Source organism: Haloarchaeobius litoreus (genome assembly GCF_024495425.1).
GTDB lineage: Archaea > Halobacteriota > Halobacteria > Halobacteriales > Natrialbaceae > Haloarchaeobius > Haloarchaeobius litoreus.
Genome location: NZ_JANHJR010000001.1, coordinates 1,277,621 through 1,293,286, shown reverse-complemented (window position 1 = coordinate 1,293,286; position 15,666 = coordinate 1,277,621). Strand labels below are relative to the sequence as shown.

General features: G+C 67.3%; 18 protein-coding genes. 14 read left to right on the top strand and 4 right to left on the bottom strand.

Features of this window, described 5'->3' with window-relative positions:
* Positions 1-265: 265 nt before the first annotated feature.
* The 5 genes from nirK to NOW55_RS06620 all read left to right on the top strand — a co-directional run bounded on the left by nirK (position 266) and on the right by NOW55_RS06620 (position 4,251).
* A complete protein-coding gene (gene nirK / locus NOW55_RS06640; protein WP_256399305.1) occupies positions 266-1,342 on the top strand; it encodes a copper-containing nitrite reductase in 1,077 nt (358 codons plus the stop codon).
* Between the two features lie 157 nt (positions 1,343-1,499).
* A complete protein-coding gene (locus tag NOW55_RS06635; RefSeq protein WP_256399304.1) occupies positions 1,500-2,024 on the top strand; it encodes a transcription factor in 525 nt (174 codons plus the stop codon).
* The gene (locus NOW55_RS06630) at positions 2,024-2,698 is read left to right on the top strand and encodes a DUF2110 family protein (protein ID WP_256399303.1); all 675 of its coding nucleotides are present in this window, start codon (positions 2,024-2,026) and stop codon (positions 2,696-2,698) included. The genes NOW55_RS06635 and NOW55_RS06630 overlap by 1 nt, the downstream gene beginning before the upstream one ends.
* Before the next feature lies 1 nt (position 2,699).
* Positions 2,700-3,509, top strand: a complete 810-nt coding sequence (locus tag NOW55_RS06625) for a DUF5803 family protein (RefSeq protein WP_256399302.1) — start codon at positions 2,700-2,702, stop codon at positions 3,507-3,509.
* A gap of 49 nt (positions 3,510-3,558) precedes the next feature.
* Positions 3,559-4,251, top strand: a complete 693-nt coding sequence (locus tag NOW55_RS06620) for a competence/damage-inducible protein A (RefSeq protein WP_256399301.1) — start codon at positions 3,559-3,561, stop codon at positions 4,249-4,251.
* A gap of 22 nt (positions 4,252-4,273) precedes the next feature.
* Here NOW55_RS06620 and NOW55_RS06615 read toward each other — a convergent pair whose 3' ends face one another.
* Positions 4,274-5,410 (bottom strand): site-2 protease family protein, encoded by a 1,137-nt coding sequence (locus tag NOW55_RS06615; protein ID WP_256399300.1) that lies wholly within the window; start codon positions 5,408-5,410, stop codon positions 4,274-4,276.
* Between the two features lie 301 nt (positions 5,411-5,711).
* On the opposite strand from NOW55_RS06615, the gene NOW55_RS06610 reads away from it, so the two are divergent.
* Complete coding sequence (locus NOW55_RS06610) at positions 5,712-6,776, top strand: ATP-NAD kinase family protein (protein WP_256399299.1); 1,065 nt, start codon at positions 5,712-5,714, stop codon at positions 6,774-6,776.
* 128 nt (positions 6,777-6,904) lie between these two features.
* Positions 6,905-7,936 (top strand): phosphate signaling complex PhoU family protein, encoded by a 1,032-nt coding sequence (locus NOW55_RS06605; RefSeq protein WP_256399298.1) that lies wholly within the window; start codon positions 6,905-6,907, stop codon positions 7,934-7,936.
* 64 nt (positions 7,937-8,000) lie between these two features.
* Here the strand turns inward: NOW55_RS06605 and NOW55_RS06600 are convergent, their stop codons facing one another.
* Together NOW55_RS06600 and NOW55_RS06595 are read right to left on the bottom strand one after the other, a co-directional pair.
* Positions 8,001-8,456 (bottom strand): DUF7528 family protein, encoded by a 456-nt coding sequence (locus NOW55_RS06600; RefSeq protein ID WP_368407742.1) that lies wholly within the window; start codon positions 8,454-8,456, stop codon positions 8,001-8,003.
* A 113-nt stretch (positions 8,457-8,569) separates the two neighbouring features.
* Positions 8,570-9,766, bottom strand: coding sequence for an LEA/WHy family protein (locus tag NOW55_RS06595; protein ID WP_256399296.1), 1,197 nt, complete (start codon positions 9,764-9,766; stop codon positions 8,570-8,572).
* Between the two features lie 113 nt (positions 9,767-9,879).
* Here NOW55_RS06595 and NOW55_RS06590 point away from each other — a divergent pair, with 113 nt between their 5' ends.
* The 6 genes from NOW55_RS06590 (at position 9,880) to NOW55_RS06565 (ending at position 13,446) form a co-directional block, all read left to right on the top strand.
* Positions 9,880-10,095 carry a DUF7525 family protein gene (locus tag NOW55_RS06590; protein WP_256399295.1) on the top strand — a complete coding sequence of 72 codons (216 nt, stop codon included), beginning with the start codon at positions 9,880-9,882 and terminating at the stop codon, positions 10,093-10,095.
* A gap of 55 nt (positions 10,096-10,150) precedes the next feature.
* A complete protein-coding gene (locus tag NOW55_RS06585; RefSeq protein ID WP_256300524.1) occupies positions 10,151-10,375 on the top strand; it encodes a DUF7123 family protein in 225 nt (74 codons plus the stop codon).
* A gap of 44 nt (positions 10,376-10,419) precedes the next feature.
* Positions 10,420-10,854, top strand: a complete 435-nt coding sequence (locus tag NOW55_RS06580; protein ID WP_256399294.1) for an SRPBCC family protein — start codon at positions 10,420-10,422, stop codon at positions 10,852-10,854.
* Positions 10,851-11,663 carry a nitrilase-related carbon-nitrogen hydrolase gene (locus NOW55_RS06575; protein WP_256399293.1) on the top strand — a complete coding sequence of 271 codons (813 nt, stop codon included), beginning with the start codon at positions 10,851-10,853 and terminating at the stop codon, positions 11,661-11,663. Before NOW55_RS06580 ends, NOW55_RS06575 begins: the two co-directional genes overlap by 4 nt.
* A gap of 580 nt (positions 11,664-12,243) precedes the next feature.
* Positions 12,244-12,627 (top strand): hypothetical protein, encoded by a 384-nt coding sequence (locus NOW55_RS06570; RefSeq protein WP_256399292.1) that lies wholly within the window; start codon positions 12,244-12,246, stop codon positions 12,625-12,627.
* Between the two features lie 6 nt (positions 12,628-12,633).
* Positions 12,634-13,446, top strand: a complete 813-nt coding sequence (locus tag NOW55_RS06565; RefSeq protein WP_256399291.1) for a hypothetical protein — start codon at positions 12,634-12,636, stop codon at positions 13,444-13,446.
* 59 nt (positions 13,447-13,505) lie between these two features.
* On the opposite strand, the gene NOW55_RS06560 is transcribed toward NOW55_RS06565, so the two are convergent.
* Complete coding sequence (locus tag NOW55_RS06560) at positions 13,506-15,041, bottom strand: aldehyde dehydrogenase family protein (RefSeq protein WP_256399290.1); 1,536 nt, start codon at positions 15,039-15,041, stop codon at positions 13,506-13,508.
* 154 nt (positions 15,042-15,195) lie between these two features.
* Here NOW55_RS06560 and NOW55_RS06555 point away from each other — a divergent pair, with 154 nt between their 5' ends.
* Positions 15,196-15,636 (top strand): cupredoxin domain-containing protein, encoded by a 441-nt coding sequence (locus NOW55_RS06555; protein WP_256399289.1) that lies wholly within the window; start codon positions 15,196-15,198, stop codon positions 15,634-15,636.
* Positions 15,637-15,666: the final 30 nt, after the last annotated feature.

Here is a 15,666-nt window from a genome sequence, read left to right as displayed (position 1 = left end):
GGTGATACGCTCATCATCCACGGGATGGCCCCGTTCGCCTCCGACGCGCTCCTGAAGCGGTTCTCGCTGCGGGGGACGTCTCGATGGGTGCGGACCGACCCTCCTCCGTCCCGAACCGCGTGCTCGCCGAGGACGACGAGTGACCGCCCAACCCTTCTTATAGTACGTCGTCCGAACACCTTCGAGCCGGTTCTCACCCGGGTGAGAACCGTCTTCACGGTTGATGTGGGAGCCCCGACAAGCGTGGAATGTGAGGTGACCACCAATGTTTGATACCACGCGGCGGCGCGTCGTACAGGCCCTCGGTGTCGGTGGCGCAGCAACCCTCGCTGGCTGTTCTACGGGGCAGCAACCGGTCGAGGCGGACCAGCAGACCACTGCTTCGGCCACCCCGACCCAGCAGGAACCGGCACAGACGACGGTCGACCGTATCGCGGCCGACCCACGGGACGTCCCGGACCCGGTGGACTGGAACGAGCCCCGCCGGCACGAGATATCGCTCGAGGTCACCGAGGAGACCGCCGAGATCGAGCCCGGCGTCACGTTCGACTACATGACCTTCGACGGTCGCGTGCCGGGGCCCATGATACGCGTCCGGCGGGGTGACACGGTCAACCTGACGCTCTCCAGCCCGGACAGCAACTCGATGCCGCACAACATCGACCTGCACGCGGTGTACGGCCCCGGTGGTGGGGCCGACGCAACGAGCATCAACCCGGGCGAGAGCGCGACCATCGAGTTCCGGGCGATGTACCCCGGCGTCCACATCTACCACTGCGCGGTACCGAACCTCGACCAGCACATCAGCGCCGGCATGTTCGGTGCCATCCTGGTCGAACCCGAGGAGGGGCTGCCCGAGGTGGACCACGAGTTCTACTTCGGCCAGCACGAGATCTACACCGACAAGGCAGCGGGCGAGGAGGGCCACCACGCCTTCGACTTCGAGGCGATGAAGAAGGAGGAGCCGAGCTACGTCGTCTACAACGGCGAGGCGTACGCCTTCACCGGGAACGGCTACGGCCCGGTGGAGGTGGACAAGGGTGACCGCGTCCGCATCTTCATGTCCAACGGCGGCCCGAACCTCACCAGCTCGTGGCACGCCATCGGGAACGTCTGGACGGACTTCTACCGGGACGGCGCGCTTGCGAACGAGCCCGAGCACTACGTCGAAACCGCGCCGGTCGCGCCCGGCACCGTCGCCTGCGCGGAGATCGACACGCCGGTCCCCGAGCCGATCAAGCTGGTCGACCATGCCCTCACCAGGGTCGCCCGGAAGGGCATGATGGGCGTCATCCAGGTGAACGGCTCGCCGGAGCCCGACATCTTCGACCCCGACCCCTGACAGGCGGCGACCGAGGCACCCAGACGGGCGACGAGCGAGGCTTCCACCGTCGCGGCGGTGCCGCGACCACGTGACGGGCGACACCTGTCTGTCATCCCCACGCCCGCACGGGGGCGGAGCGGTACTTTTAAACGCGTGAGAGCCCCGAATTACGACAATGGCTTTTGAGGAGCTCCTGGAAGACCCTGTCATCCAAAAGTACCTCCACGAGCTGGTCGGTCCGAAGGGCATGCCGGTCGCGGCCGCCCCGCCGGACGGCGAGGTCACCGACGAGGAACTCGCAGAGGAACTGGACCTGGAGCTCAACGACGTGCGCCGGGCCCTGTTCATCCTCTACGAGAACGACCTCGCCTCGTACCGACGGCTCCGTGACGAGGACTCCGGCTGGCTGACGTACCTCTGGACGTTCAAGTACGACAACATCCCGGAGAACCTGGAGGAGGAGATGTACCGACTGCTCGACACGCTCGCGGAACGAAACGAGTACGAGCGCAACCACGAGTTCTACCTCTGTGAGGTCTGCTCCATCCGATTCGAGTTCGGTGAGGCGATGGACTTCGGCTTCGAGTGCCCCGAGTGTGGCTCGCCGGTGGAGTCGATGGACAACGAGATGCTGGTCACGGCGATGGAGGAGCGCATCGCGGAGCTCCGTGACGAACTGAACGTGGACGCGAGCGCATAATGGTCGTCCTCGCAACAAAGGTGTACGTTCAGGGCGACGCGCGAGACCGGTCGATGGACGCACTGCGCGCGCTGGTCGACAACGAGGTCGGCGACCTCGACGTCGAGTACGAACTGGGAATCAGACACGACGACTTCCCGACCGTGACGCTGGAGGGCCCCGACGCGGTCGCGGCCCGGAACGTGCTCGCCGAGGCGTACGGCGAGATACTGCCCCAGCTCGAGGCGGGCGAGACGTACGTCGGCACGCTCCAGCGGTGGGACGACGACGGCTTCGTCCTCGACGCGGGCCAGCACGTCCGCATCCCCGCGGACGAGCTCGGCCTCGGCCCCGGCACACCGGAGCAGATCCGCGACCGGTTCGGCATCGTCCAGCACCTCCCGATGCGGTTCGTCTACGGCGGCGACGACGGGCCCTCCCGGCTGGCGGACGAGGAACGCGACCGGCTGTACGAGTGGACCCGCGGCACGGGTCGGCTGAACGTCAACAGCGCGACCCGCGGCGAGGTCCGCGCGACGGTCAACCGCGCCGGCCACGCCCGGGACATCGTCACCGTCGAACGCCTCGGCCTGCTCGAGCAGTCCGTGGTCTGCCGCGAGGACACCGACCCGCCGGGGCTGCTCGCCAGCATCGGCGAGTACCTCCCGGCCGAGCTGAAGTGCGTCGTCCCATAGTATGAACCGTCGACTGCTGCTCGGAGCCGGGCTGGCCCTGCTGCTCGTCGCCAGCGCCGGCTGTCTCGGGTTCTTCGACGACGGCATCTCAGACGCACGGCTGGACCGCAACGCGACCTACGCCTGGGAGGAGGTCCCGAGCTGGGACACGACGAACGGGACGCCGGAGCCCGTCGAGACGCCGGAGACGACCGACGTGTACGTCAACGTCACCGGCGGCGCGTACCACGCGGTCTACCACATCGACAACCGCACCGACGAGGAGTTCGAGGTGTGGACCCGGGGCATCAGCAACGACAACCCGGTCGACATCTCGGCGCTCCGGTTCCGCTACCCGAACGGAACCACGGTGAACGGCTCCGAACTCCGGGTGTACAAGACGAACTACCGGACACACGTCGTGCTCCCGACCGAGAACGGGAGCGTCAACGGCACCCTCGCGTTCTCAGGCCCCGCCGAGCCCAAGCACTTCCGGATGTGGAACTACATGGAGGGCACCTACGAGGTCGTGCTCCCGGCCGGCTTCCGCACCTCCTTCTTCCTGTTCGGACAGGTCGTCCCGTCCGCGGACAACAGCTACGTCGACGACGGCAACCGGCTCCACCTCGAGTGGACCGACGAGGACGACCCCGTCTCGGGCCGGATGACGATCAAGTACTACCTCCAGCGCGACTACTACATCTTCACCGGAACCGCGGTCATCCTCGGGCTCGCCGCGCTCACGGGGATGGGCTACTACTGGTACCAGATCCGGGAGCTCACCGAGCTCCGCGAGGAGATGGGCTTCGACAGCGGCGACGGGCCTGGGTGACGCTCCCGCCAACGCGCGTTTTTTGTCCACGCCGACCGTTCCCCGAGGTATGCGCGTAGCCGTCGTGACAGTCGGCGACGAACTCCTGAGTGGCGACACGGCGAACACCAACGCGACGTGGCTCTGCCGCCGGCTCACCGAGCGCGGCGTCGAGGTCGAACGGGTCCTGACCGTCCCGGACGACGTGGGCGACATCGCACAGGTCGTCAACGAGTCGCTGGCGGCGTACGACGCGGTCGTCGTCACCGGCGGGCTCGGACCGACGCACGACGACCTGACGATGGAGGGGGTCGCCGCCGCGGTCGGCCGGGAGGTCGAGGCCAACCCGGAGGCCGAGGCGTGGCTCACCGAACACGGTGGGTACTCGGCGAGCGACCTCGCGCCGGGGACGACACATCTCCCTGCCGGCGCGCGGGTGCTGCACAACGAGGCCGGCGTCGCGCCCGGCTGTGTCGTCGAGTCGGTGTACGTCCTCCCGGGCGTCCCCGAGGAGATGGAGGCGATGTTCGAGCAGGTCGCCCCGGAGTTCAGCGGGACGATACGGCACGTCGAGGTGGTCGACGCCGACGAGGCCGAGTCGGCGCTCGTCGAGCGGTTCGCCGAGCTACGCGAGCGCTTCGACGTGCAGGTCGGGAGCTACCCGGGCGAGACGGTGTCGGTCAAGCTCTCGGGAGTCGACGAGTCGGAGGTCCGCGAGGCGGCGGGGTGGCTGCGCGACCGTGTCGAGGCACCGGAAGAGTAGTCGCTGCTCGCGGCCGGTCGTCTCAGGGCAACCCGGTGCCGAACTCACGCTGCATCGACAGGGCGTGGGTGAAGTCGGCCTCGGAGAGCACGCCGACGACCGCGCCGTCACGGGTGACCAGGGCGTTCTTCGTCCGCGTGCTGTTCAGCGCCGCCAGCGTCTCGAAGGCGTCGCCGGTGGCCTCGAACTGGGGTGCCTCCTTCGCGACGCTCCCTACCGTGGTCGTCTCCCGGTCGGCGGGGTCGACCGAGCGCATGTCGGCGAGCGTGACGATGCCGACGACGCTCCCACCCTCGTCGGTCACCGGGTAGGTCGTCCGTCTCTCGCGGAACATCCGGTCGGTGAACGCGGCGACGGTCTCGTCTGCGGGGACCGTCGGCACGTCCTTGCTCATGACGTCCCCGACGGTGATGCCCTCCAGCAGCTCGTCGAGCAGCACGGTCCGTGATTCGGAGGTCGCCGCGCCGTAGATGAACAGCGCGAGCAGCAGCAGGATGGGGTTGAAGTCGATGACGCCGACGACCGCGAACAGCATCGCGAAGATGACGCCGATACGGGCGGCGATGCGCGTCGCACTCCCGTACGGCCGGTTGCGTGCGAGCAGCGCCCGGAGGATACGCCCGCCGTCCATCGGGAACGCGGGTAGCATGTTGAACACCGCGAGGGTGAGGTTCGCGACCGCCAGCCAGCCGAAGACGAACTGGGCGACCGGGAGCGACGACGGCGTCACGAACAACAGGCCGGCGGCGACGCCCGCGGTGGCGACACTCGTTATCGGGCCGGCGATGGCGATCCAGAACTCCTTGTGCCACTCGCGGGGGATCTCCGACAGCGCGGCGAGCCCTCCGAGAATCCAGAGGGTGATGGACTCGATGCCGAGTCCGTACCGGAGCGCGACCCAGGCGTGGCCCAGCTCGTGCAGCGTCACGCTGACGAACAGCCCGACCGCCGCAGCGGTGCCGACGATCCACGGCGTCGAGCCGGCACTGAGTGCCTCGGTGTCGACGGCGACGCCGAACGCACCCTCTATCCAGCCCGCGTAGAGGCCGATCTGTGTGCCACTGCCCAGTAACCACGCCAGTATCGGCAGGAACACCACCAGCGAGATGTTGATACGGATGGGGATGCCCCAGACTCTGAGAACGGTGAGGTTTCGCATACACCCCTCTACGAGCCTTGATGGGTTAAAATGGCCGCACTGATAGCGATTTATCGGTAGATGTGGAGCAGCCAGCCGACCGTCAGTGCCAGACTCGCGACGAGGACGACCCACCCGGTGCCCGGGAACGGCAGCGCGCTGCTGGTTTCGAGGACGAGGTTCATCATAGGTCGCGCTTGCGCCCCCGGTAGCTTAAACGTTCACATGTCGGGGAGGTGGGCCGGAGCACGCGGCACCCCGAGTGTCACCCGGGGTACCGGAAGCGCGTCCTTTTTCCACCGGACCGACCAAGGGACGGCTAATGCGAATCGGGGTCGTCGTCAACCCAATCGCCGGGATGGGTGGACGCGTCGGACTGAAGGGAACCGACGGGAAGGTCGCGGAGGCACGCGAGCGTGGCGCGGAGCAGCGTGCACCCGAGCGCGCGGTCGAGGCTCTGACGACGCTCCGCGGGGGCGCTGGCGAGGATGTCGAACTGTTCGTCGCCGGGGGCGAGATGGGCGAGCACGAGGCCCGCGAGGCGGGCTTCGAACCGACCGTCGTCACCGACTCCCGCGACGAGACCGACGCGGCGGATACCCGCGAGGCGGTCGAAGCGTTCGTCGAAGCGGGCGTGGACCTCGTGCTGTTCGTCGGCGGCGACGGGACGGCCGTCGACGTGGCGAAGACCCTGCAAGAGGCTGGCACCGACACGCCGATGCTCGGCGTGCCGGCGGGCGTGAAGATCTACTCCTCCGTGTTCGGCGTGACGCCCAGGGACGCCGGGCGCGTGGCGGCGACGTACGACCGCGTCGCGGACCGCGAGGTGAACGACATCGACGAGGAGGCCTACCGCGGCGGCGAGGTGCGGACGACGCTCCACGCGGTCGTCCCGGTGCCGGTCGCGGAGGCGGTGCAGTCCTCGAAGCAGGTCGGCGGCGGCACCGTCGAGTCGCTGGCGGCGGGGTTCGCCGAGGAGGTCGACGCGGACGTGACCTACGTGCTCGCGCCGGGGAGCACCGTCGGTGCCATCAAGCGCGCACTGGGTTTCGTGCCGTCGCCGCTGGGCGTGGACGTCTGGCGCGACGGCGAGGTGCTCGCGTACGACGCGACCGAGAAGGAGATACTCGACACCCTCGGCGAGCGGAACGTCATCGTCGTCTCGCCCATCGGTGGGCAGGGGTTCATCTTCGGACGGGGGAACCACCAGATCTCACCGGCGGTCATCGAACGCAGCGACGTCGAGGTCGTCGCCTCCCGGAACAAACTGGACGACGTGGGGGTCCTCCGGGTGGACACCGACGACGAGACGGTCAACGAGTCGCTCCGCGGGTGGCAGCAGGTCCGCGTCGGACGGTACGAGCGACGGCTGCTGAAGGTCGTCTGAGCTGGTGTTGGCCGGTAGAGGAGAATATCACCGCCTTCGCAATTGCATAAGTGGTGATATTATCGGCTACTACGGAATATAATCGCCAGGGAGTCAAATATAAGGTCACCCCATGACTACTGGTGGGCATGGAAACGCGAAAGGTCCAGCGGCTCGGGCCATCCACGCTGGCGATGACGCTGCCCGCCGAATGGGCGAAGGAGCAGGACGTCGAGAAGGGCGACGAGGTGTCGCTGCGGATGGGCGGCAAGGGGACGCTGACGGTGATGCCGGAGTCGGCGAACACCGAGGAGTCAGAGGCCATCATCCACGCGGACAACCTCGACGCGGACGCCGTCGAGCGTGCCATCGTCGCCCAGTACGTGCTCGGGCGACGCGTCATCCGTGTCGTCCACGAGGGCGGCACCCTCCCCTCGGAGCACATCAACGCCGTCTACCAGGCCGAGACGCAGCTGATGGGCCTCGGCGTCATCGAGGAGACGCCCGAGAGCATCGCCATCCGCTGCTCCGTCGACCCCGAGGACTTCACGCTCGACAACCTGCTCGAACGGCTCGAATCGACCGGCTCGACGATGCGCGGCGAGGCCATCAAGGCGCTCGCCCACGGCAACCCCGACATGGCCCAGCGCGCCCTCAACCGCGAGCGGCAGGCGAACAAGATCTTCGTGCTGATGCTGCGGCTCATCTTCACCGCCTACCAGAACCCGAACCTCGCCCGCGCGGTCGGGCTGGACGAGGGCTTCCCGCTCATCGGCTACCGCTCCATCGCGAAGAACCTCGAGCTCACCGCGGACAACGCCGAGGACATCGCCGAGATCGTCATGGAGACCGAGGACCACACGCTCAACGTGGACCAGCCCGTGATGCGGCGCATCCGCGAGTTCACCGAGAAGGTCGACGAGATAACGGCACTGGCGGTCGAGGCGGCCGTCGAGCGCGACTACGACAAGACCATCGAGGTGCGTCGGCTGTTCCACGAGATCAGCGACCGCGAGCGCGAGATACTCGACGACCTCCCCGAGATGGACAACAAGGACCTCCTCCAGGTCCGTGAGGTACTCGTCAGCCTCCAGCAGACCGCTCAGTACGCGATGCGGAACGCGGAGATCGCCGTCAACCTCGCGCTCAACGAGGAGTCCGAGCACGTCGAGATCCACTGAACGGGTCCGTTTTTCGCCGGCGCTGTCGCTGGTCGACGATGTTGTACCCCGGCGAGCGACGGCCTCAGTCGGCCGTCGCCTCCGGCATCCGTTCCTCGTCCGAAGCGTCCGCGGACTCGGGGTCGGCCTTCGCGACCGTCAGCGGGCTCCGGCTCGTGATCTCGCAGTCGAAGGCCGGATGCTCCGCGAAGTGTCGCACCAGCATGTGCCGGCGAGAGCCCGTGATACCGGTCCGACCGACCGCCTCGGCCCCGAACTCGTCGGGCAGGCGGTCGTACAGCCGGCGGACGGTCTCGAAGCTCTCGAACACCTTCGCGTTGCCCGCGGAGTCGGCCCCACGACGGGTCACCTCGTAGGAGCCGTCCTCGCGGTGGACGCCGGTGGTGCGGAAGAACTCGCGGCGTTCGACCAGTGCGTCACCGATCTGGTCCTGCAGCGCCATGGCTTCTCGGCGCGTGAGCGTGCGGTCCGATTCACCGATAGAAACGACGATCGACTCTGGAGTGGATTCGACGGTGATCTCGTTACCGTCGGAGAACTCGACCAGGAGACTGGGTACTCCGGTTCATGTACGCTACAGTGAGCGTGCCGGGATAATAAGCGTGTTGCCGGCGTCAGCACTCGCCGTTCCCGTCAGACGGCCCGCGCAGAGGTGGGCGCACGGGCGTCCAGGATGCCGCCGCCGTCGGTGGTCGTCCCGCCACCGCTCGTCGTGCCGTCGTCGCCGGAGCCGTCGTCGGTCGTGGTCCCGCCGTCCGTCGCGGTGCCGTCACCACTGCCGGTGGTTCCGTCGTTGGTCTCCGACCCATTCTCACCGCCCGCGTCGGTCGCGTTCTTCGTCCCGAAGATGTCCGTCTCGATGGTCTCGGTGTAGGTGAACCGGTCCATCGGGATCTGGATGCTCGTCCCGCCGATCCGGGTGGTCACGCTGAAGTCGATGCGGAGATCGGTCACCTGGTCGCGCTGGAGGTGGCTCACCCACCACTCGTCGAGGTTCGCGTTGTCGATGGTCGTCACGGTCCGGACCTGGGTCACCTCGCCCGGCGCGAGGACGTACTCGCGGGTGTTCGTCCCCTCCCCGACGGTGATGTCGTTCATGTTCACCCCGTACTCGATCTCCGAGATGGGGATGGCGTAGGACTTCGGGTTGTAGACGTAGAAATCGAGGACGATTGGCGTCGACTCGTTGGTCACGTCGCCCCACTGGCCGGCGGTCCGGTTGATGTACAGCACGGGGTCGGAGACGAGAGGCCGGTCCACGTTCACCTCCCGCGTCTCGGTCGAGTTGAACGACGAGAGCAGGTCGGTCTGGATGGTCCGTTCCTGTGGCACCGCGAAGGAGCGGCCGACGAGCCCCGACCGGATGCTCGCGTCGATGCGCACGTCGGTCTGCTCGCCACGGCGGATGTGGCTGGCCCACCAGTGCGGGATGCGCTCGTTCCGGAGGTAGCTCCGTGTCGTCACCGTCGACTGCCCCGGCTGGACGTCGATATCGTCCCGCCCGCCGGTCGCCATCGTGATGTTGTTCATGCTCACCTCGTAGCCAGCGGAGACGTCGAGGAAGCCCGTGCCGACCGGGTTCGGGTTCTGGACCCCGAGTTCGGTCTGGATGACCGTCGTCGACTCGTTGGTCTCGCCGAAGCGGTTCTCGACGCCTGTCACCGACGGGACGCCGAGGAACCCGAGGAGGTACGCCGCGACGACCATCCCCACGAGGCCGACGACGACCACGGCACCGATTCGGAGCCTGCTCCCGAACAGGGTGGCCTTCGCCGTCGCGAGGCCACCACCACCCGTCGACCCACTACCTGCATCCGTTCCGTCTGACATTCCTGTGGACGGAAGGTCCCGAGCTATAAAAGGCCTTGAGCCAATGCCCTTTGGATGGCTGGCCCCCACCGTCGACAGCAGGGATTAAGACCCTCCCCTCGATAGTGGCGCACATGAGCGAACACACGTCGGGATCGAGCGACAAGGCGATCGGGTTCTCCACCGTCTTCGGCATCGGTGCCGTCCTGTGCGCCGTCGCGATGGCCGTCTTCGGCATCCAGTACCTCGGTGGCACGTCGAGTGCACAGGCGGCCGGGAGCTATGCCTTCGCGGGCGCGATGATCTTCGCGATGCTCTCGGTCTTCGCGCTCCAGTGGTGGGACCGGTAGGAACGGGCGGAGCAAAAATCGTTATTAGCGTGAGGCCCCTATCTTCGGGTAGACGATGAGCGATTACTCCGACGAGGAGCAACGGATACTCGCCTACCTCCGAGACAGCGTCTCGAAGGGGCAACAGTACTTCCGTGCGAAGAACATCGCCGACGCCATCGACCTCTCCTCGAAACAGGTGGGGTCGCGACTCCCGCACCTATCAGAGAAGTCCGAGGACGTGGACATCGAGAAGTGGGGCCGCTCCCGCTCGACGACCTGGAAGGTTACGGTCAGTTAACCCGATTCCGCTGCGTTTTTGGCCACGAGGCAACCAGATATCGTATGACAGTCCGGGTCGAGCGTACGTTCGAGTTCCCTGTTGCCCCCGAACGGGTCTGGGCGTTCATCGCGGACCCGGAGCTCCGCGCTCGTCCCATCAGCGTGGTGGACCGGTTCGAGCTCCGCAGCGAGGACGGCACCGATGCGACGTGGCACGTCAAACTGCCGATCCCCCTCGTCCGGCGGACCGTCGCCGTGCGGACCCGCGACGTCGACCGTCGCGAGCCCGAGTTCGTCCGGTTCGAGGGCCGCTCGAAGGTGATGCGAGTCACCGGTGAACACGAGATACGGGAGACAGAGGCGGGCTGTACCCTCACGAACCGGTTCATCGTGGACGGTAAACTCCCCGGCGTGGAACGCTTCTTCGAACGCAACCTCGACGGCGAGCTCGACAACCTCGAAGCCGCCCTGCGCGAGTATCTGGAGCTGCCGGCATGAAGCTCGCACTCGCCCAGCTGGCCGTCGAGCCCGCAGCCGTCGACGCCAACGTCGACCGCGCCGTCGCGGCCGTCGAGGAGGCGGCCGACCGCGGCGCGGACCTCGTCGCGCTGCCAGAACTGTTCAACGTCGGCTACTTCTCGTTCGAGGTGTACCAGCGCGCGGCGGAGGGGCTCGACGGCGAGACGCTCAGCCGGCTCGCCGACGCCGCGGCGGACAACGGCGTCGCGCTGCTCGCCGGCACCGTCGTCGAGGACCTCGGGGAGACCGCCGCCACCGGGACCACCCCGACGCAGGCCGAGGAGGGGCTCGCGAACACGGCCGTGCTGTTCGACTCCGACGGCGAGCGCCAGCTCGTCTACCGCAAGCACCACCTGTTCGGCTACGCCTCCGCGGAGGCCGAGCTGCTGGTGCCCGGCGAACGAATCCCCACCGCCGAGCTCGGCGGCTTCACCGTCGCCGTCACGACCTGCTACGACCTGCGGTTCCCCGAGCTCTACCGCGAGCTGCAGAGTCAGGGCGCGACACTCACGCTCGTCCCGAGCGCCTGGCCCTACCCCCGCGTCGAGCACTGGCGGACGCTCCCCCGCGCCCGCGCCATCGAGAACCTCTCCTACGTCGCCACGATCAACGGCAGTGGCGAGTTCGCCGACGCCACCCTGCTCGGCCGCTCGACCGTCTACGACCCCTGGGGCACGCCGATCGCGACGACCGGCGACCGCCCCGCGCTCGTCGAGGCCGTGGTCGACCCCGGCGAAGTCGACCGCGTCCGCGACGAGTTCCCGGCGCTCGAGGACACCCGTCTCTGAGCAATGTCAAAGTCGCGGAGTTTATACGTTCGGGGGCCAAAGCAGAGGTTGCCGGAGAGACGCTTTTCACGTCGATTCCGGCACACGCCCGTCGCACCTACGGCCGCGCCCACATCCGTTCCGCGGGGCTACCTAGGAGCCTAGTGCGGAACGGAACTCTCGCCTCTACCTTGCCCGAAGCGGCGGCGGCGTCGCTTCGAACCCGCCACTCTCGTCCACGACAGGCCCGCACTCCTGTCCCTCGCGGGCCATCGGTCGCGTCGGCCGACACCGGCGTCCGTGGCCGCGTGTTCCCGTCTCTGGACCGCTTTCCCCGTCAGCCGATTCACTCCCACCGGAGAGACCACATACTGACCAATTAATCAACACTCATCTCGGAGAATCTGCCGAGAGGGTTGAGAGCTGCCGTAGAACGTGAAATCCATTCGGACAGTTCACTTTCACGAAATACATCGGGTCTGGATTTAAGCCCTCTCCGGGGTGGTTACACTCCATGGTTCGACAGGAATCACCGACCCAGTCGGGGGAACGAGCGCCCGACGGGCCGGACGACGAATCCGGCGGAACACGTGACAGTGCAGTGAACAGGCGGACACTCCTCCAGACGATGTCGGTCGTCGGGGGCCTCGGTCTCGCAGGGTGTGCGGCGGTCGAAGATTTCACCGAGACCGACGACGACGCGGAGCCGTCGACGACGTTCGGATACGGCGGCACCCCGACGCCGACGGCCACGTCGGTGGCGACCACGGTCGCGACGACCGCGGCCGGCTCAACCACGGCACCGTCCACCGCGACCCGGACGACGACGGAGACGACCACCGAGGCCGCGACGACCACGCCGGCAGGGACGACGACCCCGACCCGGACGACGACGGAGACGACGACTGCGACTCCAACGACCACTCCCGAGGACGACTTCGGCGAGCAGGGCTACGGGCAGTACGGCTACGGGGGGATCGACTGAGACGATATGACCGACAATCACTCGTACAACACGCCCACGAGAGGGGCGACCGACTGGCACATCCCGCTGAACGACAACTTCGAGCGACTCGACGGCGATGTCGAGGTGCGAGACCGCGAGTCGAACCGCGGTGACTACGCCGCGAAGGCCGGCGCGAAGTTCTTCGCGACGGACACCGGTGCGACGTTCATCGGTGACGGCTCGAACTGGAACCGGCTCGCGACGACCGGCGAGACTCCGACCTACCAGAACGTGAGCGTCACGGACCCGCCCGCCGCGAACACGGACGTCGCGCGCAAGGCCGAACTCGACGCGAAGGCGGACACGGCACACACCCACTCCGGGGACGACATCTCGCCGGAGACCGTGACCGCGGACCGAATCGAGGCGACCACGGTGGTCGCGTCCGACGCCGGCACGACGGTCTGGGGCGCCTACCAGCATCCCGTCCCGTCGGGAACCACGACGACCGTCGAGTTCGAGAGCGTCGAGACCGACCAGCGTAGCCAGTGGGACGACGCGAACCACCGCATCGAGGTCACCGAGCCCGGGAACTACCTCGTCTCCGCGGGGGTCTCCTGGTACGACGCCCCCAGCGAGGGCACGAACCACTGGTTCACGGTCAGACAGAACGGGAACCTGGGCGTCCTACAGGACTTCGACAGGGGAACCGAGGACTCGACCCTGCAGGCGACCAGGCCGGTGCTCGGCGTCCAGGTGGGCGATACGTTCCACCTGGAGGCCGAGCACTACGAGGGGAGCGAGCTTCGAATCGGCGGCAGTCGCGTGTCGACGTACCTCTCGGTCGTCCAGCTCTGAATCGCCCCCGGGACTGCCCGTCGGAGAGAGGAAGAGTGGTCAGTACCGCCGCTGGGCCCTCAGTCGTCCGTGCCCGTCTTGATGTCCGCGCTCAGGCCCTGTGCCATCTCGATGTCCTTCGAGTTGTTGAGCGTCCAGGCGGTGCGTTCGGTGACGGCCTCGATGACCTCCCGGGCGCTCGGGTAGCCGTTGCCGGACTTCTTGACGCCGCCGAAGGGCAGCTGGACCTCGGCACCGATGCAGGGCAGGTTGCCGTAGGCGAGGCCGATCTCGGCGTTGTCGCGGTAGTAGTTGATCTGGCGGTAGTCCTCGGAGATGATGGCACCGGCGAGCCCGTACGGCGTATCGTTGTGGATCTCGACGGCGCGCTCGATGTCACCCGAGTACTTCAGCAGGGCGACGTGCGGGCCGAAGCACTCCTCCTTGATGCTGCGCAGGTCGGTGTCGTACTCTATCTCGTAGACGAACGGGCCGACCCAGTGGCCGTCCTCGTGGCCCTCGGGGATCTCGTCGTCGTCGAGCTCGAAGCGGTCGACGAGCACGTTCGCGCCCTCCTCGCGGGCCATCTCGTTGTGACGGCCGATCTTCTCGACGTGGCCCGGCTCGATGGCGGGACCCATGAAGGTGTCCTCGTCGAGCGGGTCGCCGACGGCGATGTCCTGTGCGATCTCGACGTAGCGCTCCTTGAACTCGTCGTAGACGTCCTCGTGGACGATGAGGCGCTCGGAGGAGACACAGCGCTGGCCGGTCGTCTTGAAGCTGGACATCACGGCGGAGTGGACGGCGACGTCGAGGTCCGCCTCCTCGGTGACGACGATGCCGTTCTTGCCGCCCATCTCGCAGGCTGCGAGCTTGCCGGGCATTCCGCCGACCTTGCTCGCGACCTCGTGGCCGACCTCCGCGGAGCCCGTGAACAGCACCGTGTCGGTGATGTCGTTGTCGACGATCTCCGCGCCGGCGTCGCCGAACCCCTGCACGAGGTTGAACACGCCGTCCGGGATACCGGCGTCGACGAACATCTCGGCGATGATCTGGGCGCACCACGGCGTCTGCTCGGCGGGCTTGAAGACGACGGTGTTGCCCTCGACTAGCGCGACGGCCATGTGCCAGAACGGGATGGCGACCGGGAAGTTCCACGGGGTGATGCAGCCGACGACGCCGCGCGGTTTGCGCCGCATGTAGGCGTCCTTGCTCGGAATCTCCGAGGGGACCACGTCGCCCTTCGGGTGGCGGGCGTCGCCCGCAGCCCACTCGACCATGTGCGCGGCCTCGACGACGTCGGCCTTGCCCTCGCTGATCTCCTTGCCGCACTCCTTGGTCACGACCGCGCCGAGCTCGTCGGTGCGCTCGCGCAGCTCGTGGTAGATGTCCCAGAGGTACTCCGCGCGGTCGATGTGGGACATCGCCTGCCACATCTCGGCGGCCTCGTCGGCGGCCTCGAGTGCCTCCTGTACGTCTTCCGGTGTTCCGCGGTGGAACTCGCCCAGTGTCTCGCCCGTTGCCGGGTTCTTGCTCTCGAAGGTCTCGTCGCCGTGACCGTCGGTCCACTCCCCGTCGATGTAGTGCTGGTAGGTGTCGGTGGCCTGCTGGCTCATAACGAATCAGGTAAAATTTTCGCTGCCACCCGTCAAAAAGGCTGCTATGTGCACGACTGACCTCCCCGTCCATGGTCGGATACACGTTCAAACCCGGTCTTGATTGCATGAATAAGTGCGTAATTTTATCAACTGAAAGTTTGTGTCGTTGGGTATGACCACCTCGCGCCGCGAGCTCCTCGCCGCGGCCGGCACGTGCATCGCGGTGGGGCTGGCCGGCTGCAACGACGGCGGCAGCAGCGACCCCGCGACGACCGCACCGTCGACCACCGACTCGCCACTGGCCGACGCGACCGTCGAGGTCGACGCCGAGGACTTCGCGCCGCTGCGCGCCTCCGTCGATCCGGGCGACCGCGTGCGCTGGGAGAACGTCGACGCGACCGCGCACGACGTGACGCCGGACACGGCGGTCGGCGGCGCTGTCGACTGGGCGTTCGACGGCGGGACCATATCGGCGGGTGGAAGGCTCGACCGCGTGTTCGAGGAGCGCGGCGTGTACGCCTACCGGTGCAGCATCCACGGTCGCGAGGCGATGTGCGGCGCGGTCGTCGTCGGCGACGTGAGCGTCTACACCGCGTTGCCCTGTCAGGACTGATAGAGAACGAACCGGAGATACCCGGCGTTC